The following is a 25,494-nucleotide window of genomic DNA, read 5'->3' on the forward strand; positions in this document are numbered from 1 at the left end:
TCCATACGCTCCTGTCTGTACCTGCCAGGCGACCGAAGGGGTCCTCGATGTCCGTCCGCCACCTGCTCACCGCCACCGCCACTGCTGCCGCTGTGCTCGGAGGGCTGGTGCTCGCCACACCAGCGGCCGCTCAGGTCTCGGTCGCCGCCGACGAGGGTGGTTCGGGACGAGGCGGCGCCATGGTCGCCGTGGTGATCGCGCTGATCAGCGTGATCATCGGTGGAGTGGCCCTGGCCCGGTCCGCGGGACGCATAGGCACCGGCAACGGTCGAGGCGGCGCCATGGCCGCCCCCGTGGTGGCCGTGATCGGCATGGTCGTCAGCGTGGTGCAACTGTCCGGCTCCGACGGCGGCGTGGGCAGCGGCAACGGGCGGGGCGGGGCTCTCATGGCTCTGGTGATCGCGCTCATCGCCATCGCCCTCAGCGGCATGGCCCTGTCCCGCGCCGACCGCTCCCGCTGACGGGGTTGATACCCCTCCCGGCGTGCGCTTCAGCGCCGACCGGGGCGACCCGCGACCCTCCGGCGTACGAAGAAAGCGACTGCCCCGATCGCCAGGACGACGCCGCCGGAGACGACCGAGGAGAGCGGGAGGCTGAGGGCGAGGAGCAGGCAGCCGGCCAGGCCGATGGCGGGGACGGCGCGAGGCGGGCGGCCTTCGGAGGGCGTCAGGGTCCAGGCGGCGGCGTTGGCGATGGCGTAGTACGCGAGTACCCCGAAGGAGGAGAAGCCGATCGCTCCGCGCAGGTCGGCGAAGGCCACGAGGGTCACCACGACCGCACCGACGGCGAGTTCGGCCCGGTGGGGAACGTGGAACCGCGGGTGGACGGCGGCCAACGCGTGCGGCAGATGATGGTCGCGGGCCATCGCCAGCGTGGTGCGCGAGATGCCGAGGATCAGCGAGAGCAGGGAGCCGAGCGCGGCGACGGCGGCACCGACACGCACCACCGGCGCCAGTTCGGGCACCCCCGCCGCGCGTGCCGTGTCCGTGAGCGGGGCGGCGGACTCGGCAAGGCCGCCGGGACCAAGCACGACCAGGACGGCGACCGCGACGGCGACGTACACCACGAGTGTGATGCCCAGGGCGAGTGGGATCGCGCGGGGGATGGTGCGCCGCGGATCACGCACCTCCTCGCCGAGGGTGGCGATGCGCGCGTAACCGGCGAAGGCGAAGAACAACAGTCCGGCAGCCTCCAGCACGCCACCCACGCCGGCGTCCCCGCCCAGCTCCAGGCGGCTGACATCGGCTGCACCACTCGTGCAGGAGGCGGCGACGACCGCGGCGAGGACCGCGAGGACGAGGGCGACGACGCCGCGGGTCAGCCAGAGGGACTTCTGGATTCCCACGTAGTTGACGGCGGTCAGTGCCACCACGGCGGCGATCGCGACGGGCCGTTCATGACCGGGCCAGGCGTAGGCACCGACGGTGAGGGCCATGGCCGCGCAGGAGGCGGTCTTGCCGATGACGAATCCCCAGCCGGCGAGGTAGCCCCAGAACTCACCGAGCCGTTCGCGGCCGTAGACGTAGGTCCCTCCCGACGCGGGGTAACGGGCCGCGAGTCGTGCCGATGAGGTGGCGTTGCAGTACGCGACCACCGCGGCGACGGCGAGGCCGACGAGCAGGCCCGAGCCCGCGGCGCGGGCAGCCGGAGCGAACGCGGCGAAGATCCCCGCCCCGATCATCGACCCGAGGCCGATCAGCACGGCGTCGCCCACCCCGAACCGTCGCTGCAGTTGGGGAGCGCCCGCGACGGAGGGCGAAGTGCTCATGGGGGTCTCCTCGGTAGTGAAAGGACTGCTGGGGAAGAGGTCTCGCCTGGCACGGACACGATATTTGCTGTGCGGGCGGACAGCTCTCTGACCTTGGCAGTCGCGGCGAGGAAGGGCGGTCTGAGGCACCACACCGGTCGCGGATGGACACCAACTGCCCATCCGCGCGGCCTGGTTCGACGGATGCGTGGGCGGACCGCGTGCTGCGCCACGTGCGCGACCCGGAGCAAGTTCTCGACGAAATGATCCGTGTGGTCCGCCCCGGCGGCAGGATCGTGCACGCCGACCCGATGACGTAACCCTGGTACTCGCTCAGATGGTTACGGCAAGTGAAGGGTCGCGGCGGTGGGACAGCATGGCGGAGCGTGCCGCGGGTGCAGATGCAAGTGCAGGCTGTGTTCGTTACGCATGATCACTTGTTCGACGGGGGAGCTGATCGCGATCAAGCCGAGGCTGCCCTGCGCGGTTTCCAGCGCATGCCGCAGACCGAGAAGCATGTAAAGGCTGCCGTTGTCACACCAGGCCACGTCTCTCGCATCCAGGTGTAAATGCCGGTGGCCGTCCTCCACATGGATGATGGCGAGGTCGCACAGCATGTTGACGCTGAGCACGTCGAGTTCACCGGCCAGTTCGAAGGTGAGCGTGTCACTGCCGTCCGTAGCCGCCAGGACCTGCACCCTCAGCCGTGGTGGGTCGGCCTCGGACCACGTGCGAGTGGAACCTTTCCGCATGATCTGCCTTGCGTAGGGGGCCAAACATGGGGGCTTCGCCCAGCGCTCGTACCGGTGGCAGAGCGCTTGGCCGGAGCAGTCTCATCAGGGAGAGGCGGATTCAGCCGCTGCTGGTTGGTCGGGTCCTCCGGGACCCGGGGCCGAGGGCGGAGCAAGCGGTCAGGATCTCGCGCCTCGGCCTTCCCGGCCAAACATCTGGCTGGCGAATATGCGAAGTAGGTTTCCGGCAATCACATGCCGGTTTGCGGCACAGTTTACTCACGGCGCCGGGGGACGGGAATCTGCACGGGCGCAGGAATGGCCCTCGGCGCGGAGTGTTGGCGGGGCGCAATCGAATACGCGTCGGAGGCATGTACGGCAATGGCCCGTACAACCGGCAAATGTTCGCACGGACAGGCGAATTCGATTTCCGCCCGACTGTTTCATCACCCCGCCACACGCCACACGCCACACGCCATCCGCCACCCAGAAGCCGAGTGGGCGAGTGCCGAGTCGTCGACCCCGGATACTTCACGGACCTTGCGAGAGGGGTCGACGCCCGCGCGCCCTAGCTCTGCAAGGAGGAGCGCATGTAACGAAAACGGTCCATGGAGCGGCGGCGCATCCAGATGACCCAGCCACAGAACCCGATCAGACCGACCGCGACGATCAGCGGAATGGTCAACGAGCCGGTGGCCGCCCCGAGACCGAGCATGCCGAGGGCGATGACCACCATGGAGCCCAGCCAGTACGGCAGCCACTTGCGGGCCCGTTCCATCTGGCCCAACTGCTCGGCGACGAGGCGCCGCATGGAAGCCCGCTCCTGGGGCTCGCTCGGTACCTCGCGATGCCGAATCTTGCGGCTGAGTTCGGCGACCCCGCGCGCGTCGGTACCGGCGGCCCGGCCGGCCTTACGGCGCTGCACGGCCACGATCGTCGTCGCGATGGCGGCGTAGAGCATGCCCTGGATGATCCACACGACCGGATGCTCGTCGCGGCGGAAGAGTGCGGTGACCCCCACACCGAGCACGAAGATCATGGCCGCCTGTGCGGCCAGACTGTGATCGAGCCAGCGCTTGAAGGCGCACATGGGACGTACCTCCTCGGAATCGACGGAAACCGCAGCCGCTACCGAGTACCCCGCATGGTCAATCCCATGAGCTGTCGGCGGACTTGGGAGCGTACGTCCGTACCTTCCAGAATGTACGATCGTACGCATGCCGACGGACTACTTCGCTGACGACCCGCGCACCAACCTGGAACGCATGCTTGCGGGGGACCTCTACATCGCCGACGACCCGGACATCGCTCGCAGGCAACAGAACGCCATGCGGCTCGCCGCCCGCTATCAGTCCGTGTTCCTCGAGGACGCGGGCGAAGCCCGGACGGTCCTGGCCGAACTGCTCGCCTCGGTGGGCGAGGGAGTGGAGGTGCGGCCGCCGCTCTACGTCGATTACGGGAGCAACATCTCGATCGGCGCGCGCACCTTCGTCAACTATCACCTCACCGCGCTGGACGTCGCCCGGATCACGATCGGTGAGGACTGCCAGATCGGCCCCAACGTCCAACTCCTCACCCCCACCCACCCCTTGGAGCCCGGGCCACGGCGCGACAAGCTGGAGGCCGCGCTCCCCATCACCATCGGGGACAACGTCTGGCTCGGCGGCGGTGTCATCGTCTGCCCCGGCGTGACGGTCGGGGACAACAGCGTCATCGGTGCCGGTGCGGTGGTCACCAAGGACGTACCCGCCGATGTGGTCGCCGTCGGGAACCCCGCCCGCCCTGTCCGAAGCCTCTAGGGGCCGCGGCGATGGCAACCGGACACGCGGATCCCCGGCGGCGCGAGCGCATCCTCGCCGCCACTCTGGACCACATCGCCGACGAAGGCGTCGCCGGTGTCTCCCACCGCAAGATCGCCGCGCGTGCCGCTGTTCCGCTCGGCTCGATGACCTATCACTTCACCGGCATCGATGACCTGCTCCGCGAGGCCTTCACGCTCTTCGCCGGCCACATCGTGGCCGTCTTCGAGCGGCATTTGGGCCAGGCCGTCAGCCCCGAGCAGGCGCGCGAGGCCGTCACCGACCTCATCCACGCACTCTCGGAGGGGCCTCGGCGCGACCTGATCCTCACGCAGGAGCTCTACACCCTCGCCGCTCGGCGCCCGGAGTACCGGGAACTGACCCGGGCGTGGATGCGCGACAGTCGGCGTCTGCTGGAACGGCACTTCGATCCGGGCACCGCTCGGCAGCTCGACGCGCTCATCGAAGGGCTCACGCTGCACCGGGCTTTGGACGGCGACGGTGAGGGTGAGGGCGACAGCAGTGGGGGCGGTGCGTCGTGCGGTCGTGAGCTGACGCGTCAGGCGGTCGAGCGCATCACCACCACGACCGTAGCGACCGCCTTGGCGTAGCAGCAGTGAGGCAGCTACCCACATATTCCTTGACGCGAATATTCGTTGTGAGGAATACTTGTCGCCATGGACGCACTTCTCTCGGCTCTGGCCGACCCGGCTCGGTGGCGGCTCGTGACCTTGCTGGCCGAGCGGCCCCGCTCCGTGGGCGTACTCGCCCAGCTCGCCGAGGCCCGCCAGCCGCAGACGACCAAGCACCTGCAAGTCCTTGAGCGCGCCGGGGTCGTCACCTCCCAGCGCACGGGCCAACGCCGCGTCTACGCGCTCAGGTCGGCTGCCCTGCGCGACCTGGCGGCTGCGCTCAACCGCGTCGCCGACACCGCCGACCAGGACGGCGGCACGCGCGCGACCTTCGACAAGTACGGGGTCAGCCTGCACGCCGAGCGGCTGGCCGCGCAGGATCCGGGGTGGGCCGACGGTCGCTCGTTCAGGTTCCGCCGGTCCCTGGCCGGCCGCCCCGAGCTGGTCTGGCGCCATCTGACCGAGTCCGAGCTGCTCGCCCGGTGGTGGACGCCCGATGATCTCCGCGTCTCCGAGCTCCTCTTCGAGGCGCGACCGGGCGGACGGATCGTCCACGAGTACCGCGACGTCGAGGACACCGACGGCTCCGACATGGTCGTCGGGCGCGCGGAGGGCGTGGTCGACGAGGCACGCGTCGGCGAGCACCTCGCCTACCGGCTCTCCCCGTTGCTTCCCGACGGTGGCCTCGCCTTCACCGCCCACGTCGACCTCGGCCTGAGCCCCACCGGCACGGGCACGGACCTCGACGTCCACTGGCGGATCACCGACAGCACGGTCGACTCCGCCGACTTCATCGCAGGCGTCGAGATCGGCTTTGGTCAGAGCCTCGACAAGCTCGCGGCGGCCCTCGCCGCGCACCCGTACGACACCCACGCCTCGGACGCCCCCATCGACTCAAGGAGCACGAAGTGACAAAGCAGGCAGAGCGGATGGAGCAGACGGAGCAGACGGAGCAGGTGGAGCAGACGGAGCAGGCGGTGCGGACGGAGTCGTCCGCGGGGCGGCGCGTCGTCACGAGCATGAGCCTCTCCCTCGACGGCCGCTACGCCGCACCGGACAACCCGCTGGACATGAGCTGGGTGATGCCGTACGCCCATACCGATGTCGCGCGCGACCACCTGACCGGCCTGTGGGAGCCGGCGACGACGGCCCTGCTCGGAAGGGTCAACGCCGAGGGGTTTCTGAGTTTCTGGCCCACGGTCATCGGTATGGAGGGCGCCGACCCGCGCGACGAGGCTTTCGCCAAATGGCTCGTCGAAACCGACAAGGTCGTCCTCTCCGCCACCCTCGGCGAGGCTCCGTGGGAGCGGACGACGGTCGTCGACAAGCCGACCGCGGAGGTGGTCGCGGACCTCAAGTCGACCGAGGGCGGCGACATTCTCGTGCTCTCCAGCGCGAGCGTCATCAAGGCCCTGCTGGCGGCCGACAAGGTCGACCGGCTGGCGCTCACGATTTTTCCGGTCTTCCTCGGCGGCGGGCCCCGCCTCTTCGACGACGGGCTGCCCACGGGAAAGTGGATGCTCGCGAGCCAGACCGCGGGCGAGCACGGCACGTTGGCCCTCGTCTACGACAGGGTTCGCTGAAGCCCCGCGAGATCCGCGGTCAGGGCACTGCGCGGCAGTTCGCGCAGTGCCCTGACCGGTGAGAAGGACCGGTGAGAAGGGTCAGTCCTGTCGGACGACGTTCGTGCCGGGACCGCCGGAGAGGGTGTCCTGGCCGGCGCCGCCGTACAGCTTGTCGTCGCCGCTGTTCCCGTACATGGTGTCGTTGCCGCTGTTGCCGTACAGGATGTCGTTGCCCTTGCCGCCGTAGACGAAGTCGTCGCCGGATCCGGCGCGGACCGTGTCGTTGCCGTCGCCGCCGGACAGGTTCTGCCTCTGCGCACCGCCCTGGATCACGTCGTTGCCCGCGCCGCCGTCGACGGCAGCTTCGTCGCCTTCCGAGAAGATCGTGTCGTTGTCGTTGCCGCCCTGCGCGATGCTGCCGCCCGCGGCGTGGAGGGTGTCGTTGCCGTCACCGCCGAGGACCACCCCCGCCTCACCCACGGACAGGTCATCGTCGCCCGCTCCTCCGATGACGGAGTTGCCGTCGACGCTGCCGGTGTGGGTCGCGACGTCCTTGCCGGCTCCCAGGTCCGCCGAGGCGAAGTAGTAGGTCTGATCGGTGGAGTTGTCATAGGTGAACGTGTCGTCGCCGTCGCCGAGGCCCAACTTGAAGGTGGCGTACGGGTCCTGGGTCTCCAGGGTGGCGACCGTGCAGGAGACGTGGGTGCGGTCCGCGCTGTCGGGGTAGGAGCAGCCTTCTCCCGCGTTGATCGCAACGGCGTCGTCGATCACGTAAGTGATCTCTTCGGACCCCTCGGACATGGACGCTGTGACCGTCACCTTGTTGGTCTGACCGGTGGCGGCGGTGTAGACGATCGCGTGATCGCTCGCGCTGAACGCGGCAGTCGCTTCCGGTGCCGCGGCGCCGGCGGTGCCGGCCAGGAGGAAGGGAGCGGCCAGCCCCGTACCGAGAGCCAGCGTCACCGCGGACGTGGTGCGGATAATCCGGCGGCGGATGAGGTGAGAGGGCATGACAAAACCTCCATGAGTCATACGTGGTCCTTGCAATTACGTGTGACTGACGGGGTTCGCGGTTGGTTGTCATGCGGTGTGGCAGGGGTGGGTGCGCTGATACTCGGAGCGATTGACTCAAGTAGCCGATGGCCAGCGGAGTTTGATTGCTCATCCGGGGCGTGACAATTCGCTGTAAGGCACGGTTGGGCAGAAATTCATGGTGCGGGTGAGAGGTTTCGGACCCGGGGTGAGGGGCGTTGCACGGGGCGCCGCTCCGCAACGTGCTCACCGCTCAGCTCTTCGGCTCGCGGTGGCGCAGGTGCAGGACGGTGCCGCCGGCCAGGATCACCGCGCCGGCGCCCGCGAGGGGGCCGACCAGGCCGGAGCCCGGGGAGCGCGTGGGTGATCCGGAGGCGGCGTTCTCGATGTCCGGTGCGACGTCGGCCGTGGAGCGGGACCCCGCCGACGAGCGGCCGCCCCCGACCTGAGGGGCGCCATGTTTCTCGTGGGCCTGGTGCGCCGCCTCGGCCTTGGTGTTCTCCTTGCCGGCGCCGAGCGCGGTCACCGCGGCTCCGGACCGTTCGCCACCGGTCAGGCCGGTGACCTCGCCGTTGCCACCGTCGAAGACCACGTCCGAGCAGGAGAAGAAGTTCTCCTGGCTGTCGGAGCGGATCCACTGGACGAACAGGATGTGTTGGCCGGTACGTTCCGGCAGTCGCAGGTCCCAGTAGTAGTGGCCCGCCTCGCTGCCGGGCCCGCCCTCCTGCGGCGGGTTCTGCACGGTCCGCACGTTCTCCAGGTCGGACCAGCCCAGCGGCTGTTCCGGGTCGTAGCCGTCCCTGGTGACGTACACCTTGAACGTGCCCGGATGGTGGGCCCAGTTGCTGTAGTTCATCTCGATGGTGGCGCCGCCCGTGAGATGGGTGACGGGCCAGTCGGTACGGGTGGCGTTGTACGGGGAGAAGTCGTACGGGCTGCGGTCGCCCGCGCTGCACAGGGTGCCGTCCTCGACGTACCCCTCACCGCGGCCGCCCGCGTTGGAGTCGAGTACCGCGAACCAGTTGTACAGCGGAGTGGTGCCCGCGTCCTGAACTGCCGCCTTGCAGGCGGGGTTTGACGGCATCTGGGTGGAGGAGTTGGCGAGGAGATCCTTGTAGCACAGGTAGGTGCGCGACCCGGGCACCATGGCCACGCCGTGCGCGGCTGCCGTGCCCGGGACGGCCAGCACCGCCGCGGCCGCGATACCGGTGGCGCCCGCGAGCGAGGCAAGGCGCCTGGCGCGTACCGAACTCCGTACGCGGGCCCGGAGTCGTGCTCGGGCGGGCATGGGGGAGCGGGGGATGTTCATGGGAACGTCTCCTTCGGGGAGTTTCCGATGAGCGGCTCACCCTGTGGTCGGCGCCGGGCTCGAAAAGGTTGCCGCGGCGGGGCAAGGGACGGGCTGCCGCCGACCGAGACGCTGGCCCGCCCGGGCCTGGGGGGCCTCGGCGGCGCACGGAATAGCGGCTCAACAGCCTCCAAGTCCCCGGCTATCGCTGCGCAACGAGGCGGACGATCCCGACCGAGGTGTTCTCGGCCTGGGCATGAGCCGCCTGAACCGCCCATCGTCCCGCCGGGAGGCCGACGGGGGCTTGTTCCGGAAACTCGGGGTCGGGCGTCAACTCGGCTTCGGTCGCCGTGAGTTCGCCGCCCGCGACCGCGGAATCCATGAGCACCGCCGCCCCATTCGTCTCCCAGACCCCGCAGTCCTCCCACTCCGTGCCCGGGTCCGCCATCGCATGCTCGGCGGCGGTGAGCAGTCCGGCCTCGGAGTCGGCGCCGAGCCAGCGCACGAAAGCGTGGTGCTCGGGCAAGTAGCAGGTCATGGCGGGCTCGTCACCCAGCACGAGCGCAGTGGCACCGTCGCTGCCCACGGGGATCGCCTCGGCGTAACCATCCACCGCGCAGGCACGGTCGTAGTCGTCCGCGATGCCCGGGTCGCCGAGGACCTCTCCTGCCTCGGTGCAGCCGTGCCACCAGGAGAGCGCCGACACCGGCACCACGATGAGCGGGCCGCCCATCGACTCGACCCAGGTCAGCTCGGGTACTTGGTGGCGGGGGGACTTCGCGCCCCGGGAGTTGGTCATGGGGCAAGTGTGCGGCCTGCGGCCGAGGGTCGGCCGCGGGGGTATGGCCTGCCTGCTCTGGGTGGGACAGGAGGCCGGTTCAGTCCAGGTCGGACATGTCGAGGACGAAGCGGTAGCGCACGTCATTGCGGCGGAGCCGGTCGAGGGCTTCGTTCACGCGGGTCGAGGGGAGCAGTTCGATGTCGGCGGTGATGCCGTGCTCGGCGCAGAAGGCGAGCATGGCGGCGGTCGCGGTCCTGCCGCCGCTGCCCGCGGAGCTGAGCTTCTTGCGCCCCACGAGCAGGTCGGTGGTCTCCAGGGTGACGGAGCCCAGGTGCCCGAGCTGGCTGAGTGTGCCGTCCATGGCGACCAGGCGCAGGTAGGGGCCGAGGTCGTGCGGGGCGGCGATGGTGTCGATGACTACGTCGAAGCGGTCGCGGGCGGCGGCCATCTGATCCGGATCGGTGGAGACGATCACCTCGTGGGCGCCCAGGCGGTGCGCGTCCTCGGCCTTCTCCGGGGACCTGCTGACGACCGAGGTTTCGGCACCGAGTGCCACGGCGAGCTTGACCGCGAGATGCCCAAGACCGCCGAGTCCGGCCACGGCGACGCGGGAACCCGGCCCCGCGCCCAGGGCTCGCAGCGGCTCCCAGACAGTGACCCCGGCGCAGAGCAGGGGAGCGGCGGCGGCCGGCTCCAGGCCTGGCGGCAGCGGATAGGCGAAGTGCGCGCGGACGACGTACTCACGGGAGTAGCCGCCCTGGGTGGTCGAGCCGTCATGGCGGTCGACGCCGCTGTAGGTCAGCGTCGGGAAGGAGTGGCAGAAGTTCTCCTGCCCGGCCCGGCACATGGCACAGGCACCGCACGAATCGACGATGTTGCCCACCGCCACCGGATCGCCGACGGCGAAGCCCGTGACCGCGGACCCCGTCTCGGTCACCACGCCGGTGAACTCGTGCCCCGGCACCAGCGGTTGGCCGGCCTCGCAGGCCTGGACGGCGTGCAGATCCGTGTGGCAGACCCCGCAGTAGTCCACACGCACCGCGAGGTCGTCGGCGCGCAGATCGCGCCGCCTGAGCGGCATGCGCCGCAGCGCCGCGTCCGGTCCGTCGGCCTGCAAGCACACAGTGGTCCTCATGGGTTCCCTCTCCTTAAGCGGCTGGCCGCCGACCGACGGACAGCACATCAAGACAGACTGTTCGGTCTATTTGAAGAGTAGAGCCCTGTCCTCCATCCGGCAAACCAACTGTTCTGTTTGATAGCCTGCCGGACATGGCCGACCAGCCCCTGACCACCCGCGGAGCCGCGACCTACCAGCGCATCCTCGACGTGGCGACCCAGGAATTCGCCGAGCACGGGATCGCCGGGGCGCGCATCGAGCGGATCGTGTCCGCCGCGCGCACGAACAAGGCGCAGCTCTATTCCTACTTCGGGAACAAGGAAGGCCTTTTCGACGCCATTTTCTTCGGTTCGCTCGAGCGGATCGTGAATGTCGTCCCGATCGACGCCACGGACCTCGCGGACTGGGCGGTGCGCCTCTACGACGAGTACCTCCGCCGCCCCGACCTGATCCGACTTGCCACCTGGGCGCGTCTGGAGCGACGCCCGGCAGGTCATCTGGTCGAGGACCCCGACCGCCTCGACGACCACAAACTGCGCTCCATCGCCGAGGCGCAGGCCGCCGGCCGGGTGCGTGAAGGGGACCCGTTCGACGTGATGGCCATGGTCATCGCGATGTCCATGGCCTGGTCCCCGGTGAGCAACGTCTACGCCGCCACAGCCGAGGAGCCCCCAGAGCTGCACGAGCAGCGCCGCGCGCTGCTCCATGACAGTGTCCGGCGCGCCATGGCCGGCGAGTAGGCGGCCCTCTCACACGTCGAGGTGAGCCGAGGCCTCGTCAGGAAACTCGCACCAGATGCACCCCGTCGCACTCGCCCAGTCACCCTGCGGCAGCTCGGGCCGTAGACCGTAGTCGCTCAGGACCGCCGCGGAGTGCACTGCCCGGTGGGGCAGCTCATGGGCGAGTACGTACGCGTGCCAGGCGCGGCTCGTCGCGCCGAAGCGGCCGTCCGTGAACAGACCGGCCTGTCGCGGAGTCGTGAACTCCTCGCCAGGAGCTAGGAGTTGGGCCATACCCTCGCGCCCGGAGCCGCCGGTGAAGCCTGCCCTGCCGTCGGGAGCGCGCTGCACGGTGACGCGCCAACTGCCGCTCCAGGCCGGTGCCGCGCTCCAGGCCTGGTCCGTTGCGCGATGGCCCGTTGGGGCCAGTGGGTACGTGACCGGAGATGCGGCGACGTTGCTGAAACAGCAAGGAAGCTTGCCGTTTCTCTCGGGTGGAGCGCACGGTGTCGGCATGACTGAGACGAATGAGCGAAACATCGCTGACGTGAACGTGAACGTGAACGTGGACATGGACGTGGACGTGCTGGTGGTCGGAGGTGGCGCGGCCGGGCTGTCCGCGGCGCTGACCCTGGCCCGGGCCAGGCGTTCCGTCCTGGTGGTGGACTCCGGGGAGCCGCGTAACGCCCCGGCCGACGGGGTCCACGGGTTCCTCTCCGGCGAGGGCCGCGCGCCCGGAGAACTCCTGCGGATCGGCCGGGAGGAGGTCGAGGGGTACGGCGGGCGGATCGCGTCGGACCTGGTGACGCACGTGCGCCGGGTCGGCGAGCGCTTCGTAGTGGAGACCGCCGGCGGGCGCAGCCATCGCACGCGGCGGCTGCTGGTGACGACGGGGCTCGTCGACGAACTGCCCGAAGTCACCGGCATACGCGAGCGTTGGGGTCGTGACGTCCTGCACTGTCCCTACTGCCACGGCTGGGAGGTGCGCGACGAGCCGATCGGCGTCCTGGCGACCGGCCCGATGGCGACGCACCAGGCACTGCTGTTCCGCCAGTGGTCGTCGGACGTGACCCTGTTCCTGCACACCGCGCCCGAGCTGACCGAGGAGCAGTGGGAGCAACTGGCCGCGCGTGGCATCGCGGTAATCGACGGCGAGGTGGCCGGCCTCGATGTCGAGGACGACCGGCTCTCCGGCGTCCGTCTGACCTCGGGCAGGCGCATTCCGGTACGGGCTCTCGCCGTGGCGCCGCGGTTCGAGGCGCGCGGCTCGGTGCTCTCGGAACTCGGCCTGAGCAAGGTCGACCACCCGAGGGGCGTGGGGAGTCACGTGGAGTCGGACGCGACCGGGTTCACGGGCGTCCCGGGGGTGTGGGCCGCGGGCAACGTCACCGATCTGATGGCGGGAGTCATGGTGTCCGCAGCCGGTGGCATGACGGCGGCCATGGCGATCAACGCCGATCTCGTGACCGCCGACATCGCGGCGGCGGTGGCGGCGCGGCGTGCTCCCGAAATTTTCGGGGCGGCGGCCGAGGCGTCCAACTGCCGGCGTGTACTGGGAGAAAGGCGTCACGGAATCGAGTCCGTCCTGGCTGCCGAGAAGGCGCTCCAAGGCGAGGCCGTGCGCTGATGACGGGCCGCGGGAACGAGCGTCACCGCTGGTGGCGCTATCCCGTCGAAGCCTGTCATTAATGCCACTGGGAGGCGACAGCGAACCTGGATAACTTCGGCGGTGATCCCGCGAGCCCGGCACCGGCCGGCCGCGCACCGCCACCCGAAGGAACTCCATGCAGGCCATGCCGTATGTCGCACCGATCCTGATCGGCGTCCTCTACGCCCTCGTGATGTCTCTCATCCGCGAACCGCACCGGCGCCGCTTCAACGCGATCATGGTGGCCGGTGCGGGAGCGGCCTACCTCAGCGGCGGAGGCCTCGGGGGCTGGGAGTTCGTCTTCACGGCCGCCGTCACCTACTGCGCCTACCGCGGCCTGGAGTCCTGGACCTTCATCGGCGTCGGCTGGCTGCTCCACACCGCATGGGACCTGATCCACCATCTCAAGGGCAATCCGATCATCCCCTTCGCCCATGACTCGTCGCTGGGCTGCGCCATCTGCGATCCCGTCATCGCGCTCTGGTGCCTGCGCGGCGGCCCCTCGCTCATCGCTCTCGTCCGCAACAGGACCGCGCGAGCGCAGTGACCGGACGACGCGCCACGCGAGGCGGTGCACGAGCGTTCAGCCAGGGAAACCAAATCCCTATTCCCCGAGTGTGTCGATCCTGAGGCCGTTCGTTCGACGTAATGATGAGAGCAGCAACCCCGAGGAGAGGGACGTCATGCCGAAGGTGCGCGTTCACAACATCACCGTCTCGCTGGACGGCTTCGCCGCCGGGCCCCATCAGCGCCTGGACGAACCCTTCGGGGACAACATCGAAGGGCTGCACGACTGGATGGTCGCCGCGATGCGCGACCGCGCCGAAGGCAAGACGGGAATCGACGTCGACTGCATCGAGCGCAGCGAGGAGAACATCGGCGCCACGATCATGGGCCGCAACATGTTCGGACCGCAGCGCGGGCCGTGGCAGGACGAGTCGTGGCGGGGCTGGTGGGGAGAGAATCCGCCCTACCACCACGACGTGTTCGTGCACACCCATCACCTGCGGCCTCCGCTCGCGATGGAGGGCGGAACCACTTTCCACTTCACCGACGAGCCCGTCGAGACGGTCCTCGCGCGAGCCTTCGAGGCGGCGGCGGGCCGGGATGTACGCATCGGAGGCGGTTCGGCCGTCGTACAGCAGTATCTGCGCGCGCGACTGATCGACGAACTGCACCTGGTCGTCGTGCCGCTGCTGGTCGGCAGGGGTGAGCGGCTGCTCGACGACGTCGCCGACGGGATCGACGGTTATCGGGTGACCGACTTGGTGAGTTCCGCGGCGGCGACCCACGCCCACCTGGTCCGTCGGTGAGCCGGACCGCTGGGCCGGATGGCAACGCGGGGGGCCGTGCGGCCAGTTGCGGCCCTGTGACGGATTCCGTTACGCGCTCTCCGGGTGATCGCAATGTCGGGTGCATACGTTTATGTTCCTCATTGTGCGGCTCGTCGCACGACGAGGAACACGTACCGACCGACACTCAAGGGGACCACTGCCGCCATGCGAAACAACCGTCGCAGCCTTCTGCGTACCACCGCCGTCTCCGCCCTCGCCGGGTCGGTCCTGTTGATTCCCGCCACCGCCGCGCTCGCCGCCGGATCCGACCCGGAGCCCCAGCCGGCGCAGGCCGCGGCGGCCGGACCCGTCCCGGGCGCGCCTGCCGCGGCCAAGTCCGTCGCCACCACCCTGACGGCGAAGGCGTCCGTGTCCCACGTACGCGCATGGCAGGAGCTGCGCATCACGGGCAAGGCCACCGGACTGAAGGCCGGCAGCAAGGTGACCCTGCAGCAGAAGCAGCACGGGGCGTGGAAGGCGCTGCCTGCCGACACGGTCACCAACAACTCCGGGAGCTACGGCCTGCGCGTCAAGCTCGGCCTCACGGGCAAGAACGAACTGCGCGTGGCGAGCGGCACCACCGTCTCGCCGGTCGTCACGGTGACCGTGAGGTGATGCGCGGATCCGCCGGCCCCGCGCGGGCCGGCGGATCGTGTGGGGCCGCGCGCGTCAGGCCCCGGGCGCCCGCACGACGAGCAGGTAGTAGTCCATGTGGTCGCGGCAGAAGGAGCGGTAGGGAGCCATGAGCGGATCGGTGTGGGCCAGGGCCTCCTTGCCGAACCGCTCCTCGATCTCGCCGCGCCGGTCCTCGTAGAGCACGCACATCAGCTCGCCGCACAACGCCGAGTTCGCGGTCATGTCCCGTACGGACTCCACGCGGAAACCGGCCTGTTGGACCTCGTCGATGAGGGCGGCGAAGGGGGAGAGCGGGGGACAGGACCACATCCGGGTGAAGGCCGCCACCTCCTCCGCGGCGGGGCTGCCGCGCAGGGCGAACTCCGTGAACAGGAACCGCCCACCCGGACGCAGCACGCGCAGGGCTTCACGTCGATCGCCGCCCGTGCACCCTGGGCGCCCGCCCCGCTCGCCGGCTCAGCCGAGCGGCGCCCGGAGGCGTTCAGTCACGTTTCGCGCGCCCCGATGGCTCGGCTGATCCCTCGGTCGCGGCGTGCGCGTCGACCTGTCGTTCCACCTCACGTGCCTCGTCGGTCAGCATCCGCAGGCGTGCCTCGGCCTGATCCGCGCGGGCCTGGAGGCGGGCGGTGTCGTCGGCGATGACCTGGCAGGCCAGCTCCATCGCTGCGTCCACGTCCTCGGCGGAACCGCGCTCGGCAAGCTCCTCCAGGGCGCCCTTGACCGCGGGGATGCCGCCGCGGGTGTGGATGTCGTTCCAGAACTCATAGTCCATCCGGGCAGTTTGCCGGATCCAGGGCCGCGGGGCGAACCGCGCCCGTGGCCCCCGGAACCGCCCTACGCATCTACCCCCGGAGCTGCCAGCGAGCCCGGCTTCCGGGACGGGTCAGGCCCGCAGACTCCGCAGGACCTCGTGGCTCTGCTCGCAGGCGAACGCGCACGCCTCCAATTGGGCCATCTGGAGCGTGGGGTGGGCGCCCGAGCCGCGCGTCAGGGCCAGGCGGGTTGCGGAGGCCACGTCGGCGCAGTTCAGATCGCGGTTGACGGCGGCCCGCCGTTCGTCGGCCTCCTTCTCGGCGAGCATGCCGACCGCGCAGGCGGTGACGGCCAGTTCGCACGCGGAGAGGGCGTCGACGGCGGTGGACAGGGTCTGGTTGTCGAGGTGGTCGGCACGAGAGGCAAGGCTGTCGAACAACTCGCGTGTCTGGAGCATGCAGCATCGCGTCTCCAACGGGCAGTGTCGGGGCCCTGTCCCCGGGGTTCCGGTCCTGAGGGCGCCCGGTCTCCCGACGCTGGTCCCGCCCCTGCCCGCCACCCCGCCGCCCATGTGGCGCGCATCACACAACTCCCGCGCATCGCCGGGAACTCTTTCACCCCGCCGGCCGACTCCTGCACCGGCCCACTACGGCCGAATCGCGCCACCTTCAGCCAGGAGAGCAGCTCATGTCCGCCGAACCCACACTCCTCGCCCCGGACGACGGGCAGGAGACCCAGGGGGCGCCGCCCTCCGCAGGACGGTCCGGATGGGCGTCGCTGCGTCCGCTCGTGCTGCGACTGCACTTCTACGCAGGGGTGCTCATCGCGCCCTTCCTGCTCGTCGCCGCCACCACGGGACTCCTGTACGCCTGCTCGTACCAGGCCGAGAAGATCGTCTACTCGCACGAACTGCGCGTCCCCGTCGGCGAGGACAAGACCGAGCTGCCGATCTCGAAACAGGTGGCCGCCGCCCGCAAGGCGCACCCCGAGGGCACGGTCAGCGCGGTGCGGCCCTCACCCGAGGACGGCGCCACGACCCGTGTCCTGCTCGCCGGGACCCCGGGCGTGGACGCCGACCACACCCTCGCCGTGTTCGTGAACCCGTACAACGGCGAAGTGCGCGGCGCCCTGGAGCAGTACGGCTCCACCGGCGCGCTGCCGCTGCGCACCTGGATCGACGAGCTCCACCGCGATCTGCACCTGGGCGAGACCGGCCGGCTCTACAGCGAGCTCGCCGCCAGCTGGTTGTGGGTCATCGCGGGCGGCGGTCTGGTGCTGTGGTTCGCGCGCCGCCGCTCCCTGCGCAAGCTGCGTGGGACCACCGGCCGCCGCCGCACGCTCTCGCTGCACGGCTCGGTGGGCGTGTGGGCCGCCGCCGGGCTGATCTTCCTGTCGGCGACCGGGCTGACCTGGTCGGCGTACGCGGGACAGAGCGTCAGCGACCTGCGTGAGGCCATCGGGCAGACGACACCGGCGCTGACGGCGACCGCCGGGGGCGGCGGAGAGCACGCAGGGCACGGCGGATCGGGCTCGGGAAATGCCGCCGACGGGGTGGGGCTCGACGCCGTCCTGAAGGCGGCCCGTGCCGAGGGGCTCTCCAACCCGGTGGAGGTCGTACCGCCCGCCGACGAGTCGTCCGCGTACGTCGTGCGGCAGATCCAGCGCAGTTGGCCCGAGAAGCAGGACTCCGTCGCGGTCGACCCCGCGACCGGAGAGGTGACCGAAGTGCTGCGGTTCGCCGACTATCCGGTGCTGGCCAAGCTGACCCGCTGGGGTATCGACGCGCACACCGGCACACTCTTCGGGCTCGCCAACCAGATCGCCCTCGTCGCTCTCGCCCTCTGCCTGATCCTGATGATCGTGTGGGGGTACCGCATGTGGTGGCAGCGCGGGCGCGGCAGTTCGTTCGGGCGTCCGCTGCCGCGCGGGGCGTGGCGACACGTTCCGGCGTACGTCCTGGTCCCGCTGATGGCGGCCATCGCCGTGCTCGGCTACTTCGTGCCGCTGCTCGGCATCCCGCTGGCGGCGTTCCTCGCCGTGGACATCGTGCTGGGGGAGATCGCCTACCGGCGCGGGGTGCGCAACTACGCCTGAGTCCGGCTCAGTCGTGGGTGGCCGAACCGCTGAGGTGATGGTCGGCGAGGTTCAGCACCTCGTCGACCACGCGGCGCAGGTGCCCGTCGGGAGGGCCGTAGACCATGCGTCGTCCCTCCTTGCGTACGGACACGAGTCCGGCGAGGCGCAGTCGGGCCAGGTGCTGGCTGACGGCCGGGCGAGCCGCGCCGCACGCGGCGGTCAGCGTCGTGACGTCCGCCTCGCCCTTGCCGAGGGTGTGCAACAGGGCAAGGCGAGTGCGGTCCGCCAGGAGGCCCAGGACCTCGGCCGCGTGGGTGTAGTGCTCGGCGCCCGGATCTTGCGGGTGCGCATCGTGCGCAGGTGATAGGTGCATGCGTGCGCTCATACGCACATAATGGGCTCGGGCACCTCGCGGTGTCCACTCTCCTCTCCGTCCCGCGTCGGAAGGCCGTATACGTGAGTGAGCAGCACGGACACGTCGGTGAGCAGCACGGACACCCGCACCCTTCGCATGAGCACCACCATGAGCACCGCCACGACCACGAGCACCACCACGGCCACGAGCACGGCCACGGCGTTGCGGCTCGTCCGGCCCGGTGGCGGCACAAGCTCGGGCACCTGGTGAAGCCGCACTCGCACGAGACGGCCGACAAGGTCGACACAGCGCTGGAATCATCCGCGCGCGGCATGCGCGCACTGTGGATCTCGCTGGCGGTTCTGGGCGTGACGGCCGCGGCCCAGGCGGTGATCGTCGTGCTCACCGGTTCGGTCGCGCTCCTCGGCGACACCGTGCACAACGCGGCGGACGCACTGACCGCGATCCCGCTCGGCATCGCCTTCGTCCTGGGCCGCCGCGCCGCCACCCGCCGCTTCACCTACGGGTACGGACGCGCGGAGGATCTCGCGGGCATCGTCATCCTCCTGACGATTGCGGCGTCGGCGGCCTTCGCGGCCTGGGCGGCGGTGGACCGGCTGCTCACCCCCCGTACCCTGGAACACCTTTGGGTGGTGGCCGCCGCGGCGGTCATCGGCTTCATCGGCAACGAATGGGTCGCCCGCTACCGCATCCGCGTCGGCCGCGAGATCGGCTCGGCCGCCCTGGTGGCCGACGGTCTGCATGCCCGGACGGACGGATTCACCTCGCTGGCCGTCCTGTTGAGCGCGGGCGGCGCCGCACTGGGCTGGCGGCTGGCCGACCCGATCGTGGGCCTGCTGATCACCGCGGCGATCCTGCTGGTCCTGCGGGACGCGGCACGCGAGGTGTTCCGCCGGGTGATGGACGCAGTGGACCCGGCCCTGGTCGACGCGGCGGAGGAGCGGCTCCTGACGGTCCCCGGCGTACGTGGCGTGAGCGAACTCCGCCTTCGCTGGATCGGCCACAGGCTGCGCGCGGAAGTGGCGGTCGTGGTGGACGGCGACCTGTCGGTGCGCGAGGCGCACGAGGTGGCGGTCGACGCGGAGCACGCCTTGCTGCACGCGGTGCCGAAACTGACCGCGGCGCTGGTCCACGCCGACCCGGCGGTGGAGCCCGGGGGATCGGATCCGCACAGGGCGCTCGCGCATCACGCGGTGTGAGTCGGGTGGACGGCGTGGCATGGGGGGGCCGGACCCGCGCACACTGCTTGCCCGTCACGGGCCGCGGGTCCGGCGGCCGCCGTGCGCGGTGGTCGGCGGAGTGATCGGGACATGACGTCGCGGGCCTCGTGAAGCGCGCCCTGCCGCACGTGGTGGCGCAATCGGGCCGCGGCGTCGAGGGCGGGCCGCTTCCGTCAGGTGCCTTCGGAGACCCGTAGGCCTAGTCTCAGTGGTGTGCTGAGCATCGTTGATGATCTGGCCGGGTTCGGACCGCTGCGGATGTGCGCCCACGCGCAGTCGGCCGACGACCCGGACGACCTGACCGGTCTGCGCGTGCTCCTCGTCGCGGACGTGCTGGCCCGCGTCGCCGAGCTGCGCGGCCGGACGGTCCTCCTCGGGTGGACCTGCCCGCCGGCAGCGGCAGCCGACGCCGCCGGTATCCGTCCGGCCGACGCCCACGGCACCGTCGAGGAGCTCACCGAGACTCTCGGCGGCCCGCCGACCGTGCACCTCACCAGCCGTACGTACGAAGGAGCCGGCGGACTGTCGCTCCACGTCGGCGAAGCCGTGACGCCCGCAGGCGCGGCCCCAGGGGCGGACGCGGACCAGGAGGCGGGCCCGGACGCGCTCGCCCTGCGGCTGCTCCTGCTCGGCCGCCCGCACCACGAGCCCGTCGACGTATCACGGCAGGCCGTCGACGCCGCCGGCGAACAGCTGGCCAACTGGCGCCATTCCGTGGCTACTTGGGCCGAGGAGCCGTCCAAGGCGATGCCTGCCGACTTCGTGGACCGGGCCCGCGCCTCGCTGGAGAACGGCCTCGATACCCCGGCCGTGCTGCGGCTCCTCGGCGCTCTGGAGACGGCCCCCGACGTTCCGGGCGGCGCCAAGTTCGAGACGTTCGCGCACCTCGACCGTGTCCTCGGGCTCGAAGTCGTCCGCGATGTGGGCCGTTCGCACAGTGCCGAGGTGTATCGCTGACCGGTGACCGCGACGGCGTATGCGGGATCATCGAAGGGTGATCCCCATGGTCCTGCGCACCATCGAGCGACTCGTGGCACTCGACGCCACGTCCGGGGCCACCTCCGCGATGCCCGCCGTGCGCGAGGCCATACGGCGCCTCCCGGAGCTGTCCGCCGCCCCCGAAAGCCTTCGCCCGCGGAACAGTGACGCGCTCGCGGCCCTCGCCGAGCTGTGCGAAGTCATCGGGTGGATCCTCTTCGACGCGGGTTTCTACCGCGAGGCCCACCGCATGAACGCACGCGCGCTGGCCCTGGCGGAGCTCTGCGGTGACCGCTGGACGGCACGGTTCGTGCTGCTGAACGACAGCATGCTCCTGGCCCATATGGGGGCGCCGCGCAGCGCCCTGGAGAGCGCGGCCCGTGTGCGGGGCGCGCGAGCGCTCCCCGCCAGGGTCAGCAGTCTCGTCCTGATCCGCCGGGCACACGCGATCGCCATGCTCGGCGGCCGCCGAGAGTCCATGGACTTGATGGCCCGCGCCCGCAGCAGGTTCCTGGACGGCGTCTCGCGCCACGATCCGCCCTGGGCCTGGTGGATCGACCGGACCGAGCTGCTCGGCCACCGGGGATGGGTACTGGCCAGGCTGCGCAAGTGGGACCAGGCCATCCCCCTCCTGCACGAGGCGGCCACCGCGCCGGGACCCTCCTACCGGGACCTCTTCACCGCGCAACTCCTCTCGGCCCTGGCGCGGGCCGGAGCATGGAGGGAGGCCGAGGACCTCATGGCCGAGCTTGCTCCACGCGCTGCCCGCATCGGATCCGTACGGGCGATCCAGACGCTCGGGACGACGGCGACCCACCTGCTGAGCAGACCTGACACTCCCGTGCCCCTGCGGGAGGCGGCGATGTTCCTGCTGGAGAGTGTGCCCGGGCCGCATGCCCGGCGGCGCCTCTTGCTTCGGCACTCCACGACGTAGGATCCCGCAGGTGAACCGACACATAGGCTTCGAGTACCTGCACAACTTCCGGGATCTGGGCGGCTATCGGACCTCTGACGGGCGCACGCTGCGCTGGCGTCGGCTGTACCGCTCCGACTCGCTCGCCAAACTGCGGGGCGCCGACTGGGACCTCTTCCTCTCGCTGGGCGTCCGCACGGTGATCGACCTGCGCTACCCGTGGGAGATCGAGGCCAAGGGGCGGGTCCCCGAGACGCAGGGGCTCACCTACGTCAACCTCAGCGTGGAACACCGCCCATACGACCAGGCGGAGATCGACCCCGGCCTCGACCCCTGGCGCTATCTCGCCGACCGGTACGCGGAGGTCGCCCTCGACGGCGCCGAGGAACTCCGTCAGGCCCTGGAGGTCATCGCTTCCGGCGATGCCCCGCAGGTCTTCCACTGCGCATCGGGCAAGGACCGCACCGGGCTCCTCGCCGCGCTCGTCCTCGCGCTGCTCGGCGTCGAAGAGGACGTCATCGCCGCGGACTTCGCCCTCACCGAACTGGCCACGGACCGGCTGATCGCCGACTGGAAGGCGGGACATCCCGACAGGCCGCTGAACTGGCCCGGATACGGGCGGGCACCCGAAGAGATCATGCGCCTCTTCCTCGCCGACCTGACCGCCACCCACGGCTCGGTACGCGACTACGCGGTCAAGCAACTCGGCGTCGACGACTCCCTCATCGACCGTCTGCGTACGCAGCTGCTGAACTGAACCGCCGCTGACGGGCCACGGGGCGGCGGCTCAGCCCCGGAGCGCCGCGTACGTCCGCTCGGCGATGTCGACGACGTCGTCCGGCCGGAACTGGCCGACGAAGTGACGCAAGCTCAGCTCGCGTCCCTCGTCGCCCTCGTGCGGGTCGCGGACGAGCAACTGATCGCAGTACTCGGCGACGTCCTGAACGATGCGCTCGCACCGGTAGTACGCGAGCGTCTGTGCGTCGACCTGTTCCGTGCCGTAGCCCCGGTAGAAGTCGGCGCTCCCGGCGGCATCGTTCCAGACGCCTCCGACACCGCCGCCGACGAACATCAGGTCACGCTCCCGCGGCGCCATCACGGGATCGTCCCAGTCCACCACCACGACCGCACCGTCGTCAGTGACCACGACGTTCCCTGCGTGCAGGTCACCGTGGCAGAGCACCAGCTCGCGTTCCTTCCCGCGCAGCACCGCCGCCAACTGCTCGGCTCGCTCGACGAAGGTGGTCAGCTGCTGCCGCCGAGCCCTGAGGACGGCGGCCAACTCCCGTGCCGGGGCGTCGGGCAGGCGCGCCGGTGGTGTGTCGGTGGCGAGATGGCCGCGCACCTTGTCACGCCACTTCGGGCCGTACGTCTCCACCCGGACCGCCGAGCGCAGGGACGGCGGCAGGTCGAGCCGGTGCAGCGCCCGCACGGAAGTCCCCAGCGCCGTCCACTGGTCGCGTGTCAGGGGTACGTCGAAGCCACTGCGCCCTGCGACCAAGGGGTGGAGGACAGCGACGTACCCATCGAGTGCCGTCGAGAGCCGGCCCTGGAGGTCGGGCACGGGCGCGATCACATGGGCAGCCTCGGAACCGGCTGCGGCGGCGACGGCTCCGGCCAGGAAGTCCTGCAGGGGCGCTGTCGTGTCGTCAGCGGTTCCCTGCCGAAGCTTCAGGAAGTACGTGACGCTGTGCGAGGCGAGGCGGTATGTGGCAGCTTCGGCGTCCGCGCCGAGGGCCTGCGGCTCGACGTCGACGACGTGCAGGCCGTAGGCGTTCTGGACGTGCCGGACGATGTCCCCGTTGCTGACGCCGGGCTTTCCGATCATGGGCCCATCCTGGCATGCGCCGGGTCAGACCCGCGGGGCTTTGCCCGTCGAAGTGCCCCGCCCCGCGACCGGCACGTCGAGAGGCCGGGCGAGGCCCACCACTCCCTCGTCCAGGCGTTGCAGATGGCGCAGCACTCGGTAGGTGACGGTGCCCGAACGCGGGGCGCCGGACCCCTCGGCCTCGAGCATCGAGGCGATGCTGGCGCCCGACTCGACCTCGCCGGTGGCCTTGTCGTCTTCCACGTACGCGGCGATGACCTCGATGTTGTGGGCGATGCGCAAGCCGGCACGTTCGAGCCGCGGGTCGGCCGCGACGTTCTTGCTGTACGGCACGAGCTCGGCCGTCGCCGCCAGGGAACGGGCGTGATAGGCGCAGGTCTCCAGGAGCGCCACCAGATAGCGTGCGGTTCTGCGGCGGCCGCGCAGCGGGGTGATCGGGTGGGTCAGCGGCTGGATGGAGGCGCGCAGGTCGTCGAGCGCGGTGTCCAGGTCCCGCGCCTTGTCCAGGAGATCGGCTGCCGGGCCGCCGCTGAGCTGCTCGACCGACGCGGAGATGACGTCGGCGAGGCGGGTCAGGACCGTGTTCAGGAGGTCGTCGGTGCGGCGGTCGGTGTGCACCGGCAGGACGAGGACCGCCGCGATGATGCCGCAGGCGGCGCCGAGCGCCGTCTCCTCGATGCGCAGCCAGAGCACGGCGAGGCTGTAGGTGTTCAGAAGCGTGTAGAGCAGGCCCAGCATCGCCGTGACGAAGAAGGACATCAGCGCGTACGACAGGGGAGCGGTGAAGAACATCGCGAAGATGAAGAGCAGGACAAGACCGAACGCGACCCAGGTGTGGTTGCCGACCAGACCCGCGAGCGCCACTCCGGCGACCACCCCGAGGACCGTGCCCAGGAGCCTTCGGTAGCCCTTGACCAGGATCTCGCCCGTGGACGCGGTGTTGAGGAAGACCACCCAGCAGGTGAGCACCGCCCAGTACCAGCGCTGGGTGGAGAGGAACTCACCGCCGATGATGGCCAGGGTCGAGCCCACCGCGACCTGGAACGCGGCCCGGGTGGTGGGGCGCCGCAGCCCGGTGCGGTCGTCCTCCTCGGGTTCGGCGGTCTCCTCGGCGCCGGCGATCGCGATGTCCTCGGCGTCGAACTCCTCGCGGGAGCGGGTCGTCGCCGGTGAGTCGTCGGACTCGTCCTGGGGACCGTCGAGGGCGATCCGCAGGCCGAGGACGGCTCGGGCCGCCTCACCGATGCCGCGGAAGACGTCCTGGACGGCCGTCGAGGCCCGCGGCAGATTGTCCTCGTCGCGGTAGCCGAGCAGCCGGTTGCGCACGTGGGCGAGGGCCGTGCCCCGGTCGTCGGCGACGGGTCGGCCGACCAGCAGGTGCAGCGCGTTCAGGTCCCGGCGCAGGGTGACCGTGGCGTCGTCCTCGGCGCGGATGCGCGTCCCGGTCGCCGGGACGGGGGCCTGCGGCAGATGCAGGGTGAGGGTGTCCGCGCGTTCGGCGCTGCGCGCGTTGAGGAGGAGTACGCCGAGGCGTTCGGCGGCGATCTCCGCGTCCGCCACGCGGCGTTGGACCAGGGTCGCCGTGGCCGCGTCGGGAGTGCCCTCCTCGAGGCGGCCCTGAATCATCAGGGCCGTCTCGTGCAGCCGGGAGGTGCCGCGCCGCAGTTCGGTGAGGACCTTCTCCAACTGCTCGGGCGAGGCGTCGAGAAGCTCGATCTGCGTGGCCACCAGCTGCGCGAGCCGCGCCCTGAAGGCGACGCGCAGCCGCCCCAGATCACGCCCTGGCGTCTCGGGCACGACGGCGAACCGTACGACGGCGCTGCACACGAAGGCGACGGCGAGGGCCAGGCACAGGCTGGGCAGGGCGGACGCCGTGGCGCCCACGAACAGGGAGACGAAGTAGACCTGAAAGCCGATCAGGCCGAGTGCGGTGCCCCTGTCGCCGAACCGGCGGCTGTAGACGGCACCGAAGATCAGCGCGATGAAGAAGATGTCACCCGCGACGACCTGGTCGTGCAGCAGGGCACCCAGGGAGATCGCCGCGATCGCCACGGGCAGCCCGAGCGCGAGCGTGATCGCCTGGCCGCGCACCTCCTTCTCCTTGATGGCGAAGGTGGAGACCATCGCGGTCATGGCGCCCGCGACCATGTGGGTGACGTCGGTGCCGAGCAGCGCGAGGACGACGAGCGTGAGCGCGATCGCGCCGACCGTCCGCAGCCCCGCCATCAACCGCAGGAGCCCCGGGTCCGAGGCCACAAAGCGGTCCCATGTGCCGGTCCTGGTCCGCCGTCTCACTGTGCTCACACCCTCATCGCCGCTGT

Annotated in this window: 30 protein-coding genes; 16 read left to right on the forward strand and 14 right to left on the reverse strand. The window is 70.5% G+C overall.

Annotation, left to right across the window (positions count from 1 at the left end; genetic code table 11):
• Window positions 1-47 precede the first annotated feature (47 nt).
• Window positions 48-461: a DUF6223 family protein gene (locus tag ACWGIH_RS29875; RefSeq protein ID WP_453449848.1), complete on the forward strand. Its 414-nt coding sequence runs from the start codon at window positions 48-50 to the stop codon at window positions 459-461.
• A gap of 29 nt (window positions 462-490) precedes the next feature.
• Here the strand turns inward: ACWGIH_RS29875 and ACWGIH_RS29880 are convergent, their stop codons facing one another.
• Window positions 491-1,768, reverse strand: coding sequence for an APC family permease (locus tag ACWGIH_RS29880; RefSeq protein ID WP_453449849.1), 1,278 nt, complete (start codon window positions 1,766-1,768; stop codon window positions 491-493).
• Between the two features lie 143 nt (window positions 1,769-1,911).
• Here ACWGIH_RS29880 and ACWGIH_RS29885 point away from each other — a divergent pair, with 143 nt between their 5' ends.
• On the forward strand, window positions 1,912-2,067 hold the full coding sequence (locus ACWGIH_RS29885) for a methyltransferase domain-containing protein (protein ID WP_453449850.1): 156 nt from the start codon (window positions 1,912-1,914) through the stop codon (window positions 2,065-2,067).
• Between the two features lie 21 nt (window positions 2,068-2,088).
• Here the strand turns inward: ACWGIH_RS29885 and ACWGIH_RS29890 are convergent, their stop codons facing one another.
• Together ACWGIH_RS29890 and ACWGIH_RS29895 are read right to left on the reverse strand one after the other, a co-directional pair.
• Window positions 2,089-2,445: an STAS domain-containing protein gene (locus ACWGIH_RS29890; RefSeq protein ID WP_453449851.1), complete on the reverse strand. Its 357-nt coding sequence runs from the start codon at window positions 2,443-2,445 to the stop codon at window positions 2,089-2,091.
• A gap of 601 nt (window positions 2,446-3,046) precedes the next feature.
• The gene (locus tag ACWGIH_RS29895; protein WP_453449852.1) at window positions 3,047-3,568 is read right to left on the reverse strand and encodes a hypothetical protein; all 522 of its coding nucleotides are present in this window, start codon (window positions 3,566-3,568) and stop codon (window positions 3,047-3,049) included.
• 127 nt (window positions 3,569-3,695) lie between these two features.
• Between ACWGIH_RS29895 and ACWGIH_RS29900 the strand changes: the two genes are divergently transcribed.
• The 4 genes from ACWGIH_RS29900 to ACWGIH_RS29915 all read left to right on the forward strand — a co-directional run bounded on the left by ACWGIH_RS29900 (window position 3,696) and on the right by ACWGIH_RS29915 (window position 6,492).
• The gene (locus ACWGIH_RS29900; RefSeq protein WP_453449853.1) at window positions 3,696-4,277 is read left to right on the forward strand and encodes a sugar O-acetyltransferase; all 582 of its coding nucleotides are present in this window, start codon (window positions 3,696-3,698) and stop codon (window positions 4,275-4,277) included.
• Between the two features lie 11 nt (window positions 4,278-4,288).
• A complete protein-coding gene (locus ACWGIH_RS29905; RefSeq protein WP_453449854.1) occupies window positions 4,289-4,888 on the forward strand; it encodes a TetR/AcrR family transcriptional regulator in 600 nt (199 codons plus the stop codon).
• A 66-nt stretch (window positions 4,889-4,954) separates the two neighbouring features.
• Window positions 4,955-5,821: a metalloregulator ArsR/SmtB family transcription factor gene (locus ACWGIH_RS29910; RefSeq protein ID WP_453449855.1), complete on the forward strand. Its 867-nt coding sequence runs from the start codon at window positions 4,955-4,957 to the stop codon at window positions 5,819-5,821.
• 107 nt (window positions 5,822-5,928) lie between these two features.
• A complete protein-coding gene (locus ACWGIH_RS29915) occupies window positions 5,929-6,492 on the forward strand; it encodes a dihydrofolate reductase family protein (protein WP_453449907.1) in 564 nt (187 codons plus the stop codon).
• An 81-nt stretch (window positions 6,493-6,573) separates the two neighbouring features.
• Here ACWGIH_RS29915 and ACWGIH_RS29920 read toward each other — a convergent pair whose 3' ends face one another.
• The 4 genes from ACWGIH_RS29920 to ACWGIH_RS29935 form a co-directional block, all read right to left on the reverse strand.
• Window positions 6,574-7,485, reverse strand: coding sequence for a calcium-binding protein (locus ACWGIH_RS29920; protein WP_453449856.1), 912 nt, complete (start codon window positions 7,483-7,485; stop codon window positions 6,574-6,576).
• 274 nt (window positions 7,486-7,759) lie between these two features.
• A complete protein-coding gene (locus ACWGIH_RS29925) occupies window positions 7,760-8,815 on the reverse strand; it encodes a lytic polysaccharide monooxygenase auxiliary activity family 9 protein (protein ID WP_453449857.1) in 1,056 nt (351 codons plus the stop codon).
• A gap of 181 nt (window positions 8,816-8,996) precedes the next feature.
• On the reverse strand, window positions 8,997-9,593 hold the full coding sequence (locus tag ACWGIH_RS29930; RefSeq protein ID WP_453449858.1) for an Imm21 family immunity protein: 597 nt from the start codon (window positions 9,591-9,593) through the stop codon (window positions 8,997-8,999).
• A gap of 79 nt (window positions 9,594-9,672) precedes the next feature.
• Window positions 9,673-10,710 carry an NAD(P)-dependent alcohol dehydrogenase gene (locus tag ACWGIH_RS29935; RefSeq protein WP_453449859.1) on the reverse strand — a complete coding sequence of 346 codons (1,038 nt, stop codon included), beginning with the start codon at window positions 10,708-10,710 and terminating at the stop codon, window positions 9,673-9,675.
• Between the two features lie 134 nt (window positions 10,711-10,844).
• Between ACWGIH_RS29935 and ACWGIH_RS29940 the strand changes: the two genes are divergently transcribed.
• Window positions 10,845-11,432, forward strand: coding sequence for a TetR family transcriptional regulator (locus tag ACWGIH_RS29940; RefSeq protein ID WP_453449860.1), 588 nt, complete (start codon window positions 10,845-10,847; stop codon window positions 11,430-11,432).
• A gap of 9 nt (window positions 11,433-11,441) precedes the next feature.
• Here ACWGIH_RS29940 and ACWGIH_RS29945 read toward each other — a convergent pair whose 3' ends face one another.
• Window positions 11,442-11,762: a hypothetical protein gene (locus ACWGIH_RS29945; protein ID WP_453449861.1), complete on the reverse strand. Its 321-nt coding sequence runs from the start codon at window positions 11,760-11,762 to the stop codon at window positions 11,442-11,444.
• 163 nt (window positions 11,763-11,925) lie between these two features.
• On the opposite strand from ACWGIH_RS29945, the gene ACWGIH_RS29950 reads away from it, so the two are divergent.
• From ACWGIH_RS29950 to ACWGIH_RS29965, 4 genes are all read left to right on the forward strand, one after another.
• Window positions 11,926-13,038: an NAD(P)/FAD-dependent oxidoreductase gene (locus ACWGIH_RS29950; protein WP_453449862.1), complete on the forward strand. Its 1,113-nt coding sequence runs from the start codon at window positions 11,926-11,928 to the stop codon at window positions 13,036-13,038.
• A gap of 166 nt (window positions 13,039-13,204) precedes the next feature.
• Window positions 13,205-13,606, forward strand: a complete 402-nt coding sequence (locus ACWGIH_RS29955) for a DUF6010 family protein (RefSeq protein WP_453449863.1) — start codon at window positions 13,205-13,207, stop codon at window positions 13,604-13,606.
• Between the two features lie 136 nt (window positions 13,607-13,742).
• A complete protein-coding gene (locus ACWGIH_RS29960; RefSeq protein WP_453449864.1) occupies window positions 13,743-14,372 on the forward strand; it encodes a dihydrofolate reductase family protein in 630 nt (209 codons plus the stop codon).
• 186 nt (window positions 14,373-14,558) lie between these two features.
• Entirely contained in the window at window positions 14,559-15,008 is a 450-nt protein-coding gene (locus tag ACWGIH_RS29965; protein WP_453449865.1) for a hypothetical protein, read from the forward strand.
• A 54-nt stretch (window positions 15,009-15,062) separates the two neighbouring features.
• Here ACWGIH_RS29965 and ACWGIH_RS29970 read toward each other — a convergent pair whose 3' ends face one another.
• The 3 genes from ACWGIH_RS29970 to ACWGIH_RS29980 all read right to left on the reverse strand — a co-directional run bounded on the left by ACWGIH_RS29970 (window position 15,063) and on the right by ACWGIH_RS29980 (window position 16,239).
• The gene (locus ACWGIH_RS29970; RefSeq protein WP_453449866.1) at window positions 15,063-15,425 is read right to left on the reverse strand and encodes a hypothetical protein; all 363 of its coding nucleotides are present in this window, start codon (window positions 15,423-15,425) and stop codon (window positions 15,063-15,065) included.
• 85 nt (window positions 15,426-15,510) lie between these two features.
• Window positions 15,511-15,801, reverse strand: a complete 291-nt coding sequence (locus tag ACWGIH_RS29975; RefSeq protein ID WP_453449867.1) for a hypothetical protein — start codon at window positions 15,799-15,801, stop codon at window positions 15,511-15,513.
• Window positions 15,802-15,912: 111 nt separating this feature from the next.
• Window positions 15,913-16,239: a hypothetical protein gene (locus ACWGIH_RS29980; protein WP_453449868.1), complete on the reverse strand. Its 327-nt coding sequence runs from the start codon at window positions 16,237-16,239 to the stop codon at window positions 15,913-15,915.
• Between the two features lie 230 nt (window positions 16,240-16,469).
• Between ACWGIH_RS29980 and ACWGIH_RS29985 the strand changes: the two genes are divergently transcribed.
• Entirely contained in the window at window positions 16,470-17,876 is a 1,407-nt protein-coding gene (locus ACWGIH_RS29985) for a PepSY-associated TM helix domain-containing protein (protein ID WP_453449869.1), read from the forward strand.
• A gap of 7 nt (window positions 17,877-17,883) precedes the next feature.
• On the opposite strand, the gene ACWGIH_RS29990 is transcribed toward ACWGIH_RS29985, so the two are convergent.
• On the reverse strand, window positions 17,884-18,243 hold the full coding sequence (locus tag ACWGIH_RS29990; protein WP_453449870.1) for an ArsR/SmtB family transcription factor: 360 nt from the start codon (window positions 18,241-18,243) through the stop codon (window positions 17,884-17,886).
• A gap of 71 nt (window positions 18,244-18,314) precedes the next feature.
• Between ACWGIH_RS29990 and ACWGIH_RS29995 the strand changes: the two genes are divergently transcribed.
• The 4 genes from ACWGIH_RS29995 to ACWGIH_RS30010 all read left to right on the forward strand — a co-directional run bounded on the left by ACWGIH_RS29995 (window position 18,315) and on the right by ACWGIH_RS30010 (window position 22,102).
• Window positions 18,315-19,433, forward strand: a complete 1,119-nt coding sequence (locus tag ACWGIH_RS29995) for a cation diffusion facilitator family transporter (protein WP_453449871.1) — start codon at window positions 18,315-18,317, stop codon at window positions 19,431-19,433.
• Window positions 19,434-19,667: 234 nt separating this feature from the next.
• The gene (locus ACWGIH_RS30000; RefSeq protein ID WP_453449872.1) at window positions 19,668-20,411 is read left to right on the forward strand and encodes a hypothetical protein; all 744 of its coding nucleotides are present in this window, start codon (window positions 19,668-19,670) and stop codon (window positions 20,409-20,411) included.
• A 46-nt stretch (window positions 20,412-20,457) separates the two neighbouring features.
• On the forward strand, window positions 20,458-21,366 hold the full coding sequence (locus ACWGIH_RS30005) for a DNA-binding protein (RefSeq protein WP_453449908.1): 909 nt from the start codon (window positions 20,458-20,460) through the stop codon (window positions 21,364-21,366).
• Between the two features lie 10 nt (window positions 21,367-21,376).
• Window positions 21,377-22,102, forward strand: coding sequence for a tyrosine-protein phosphatase (locus tag ACWGIH_RS30010; protein WP_453449873.1), 726 nt, complete (start codon window positions 21,377-21,379; stop codon window positions 22,100-22,102).
• Between the two features lie 30 nt (window positions 22,103-22,132).
• On the opposite strand, the gene ACWGIH_RS30015 is transcribed toward ACWGIH_RS30010, so the two are convergent.
• Together ACWGIH_RS30015 and ACWGIH_RS30020 are read right to left on the reverse strand one after the other, a co-directional pair.
• On the reverse strand, window positions 22,133-23,173 hold the full coding sequence (locus ACWGIH_RS30015; RefSeq protein ID WP_453449874.1) for a phosphotransferase: 1,041 nt from the start codon (window positions 23,171-23,173) through the stop codon (window positions 22,133-22,135).
• 24 nt (window positions 23,174-23,197) lie between these two features.
• A complete protein-coding gene (locus ACWGIH_RS30020; RefSeq protein ID WP_453449909.1) occupies window positions 23,198-25,399 on the reverse strand; it encodes an FUSC family protein in 2,202 nt (733 codons plus the stop codon).
• Between the last annotated feature and the right edge of the window lie 95 nt (window positions 25,400-25,494).

The organism is Streptomyces sp. NPDC054872 (assembly GCF_053610705.1).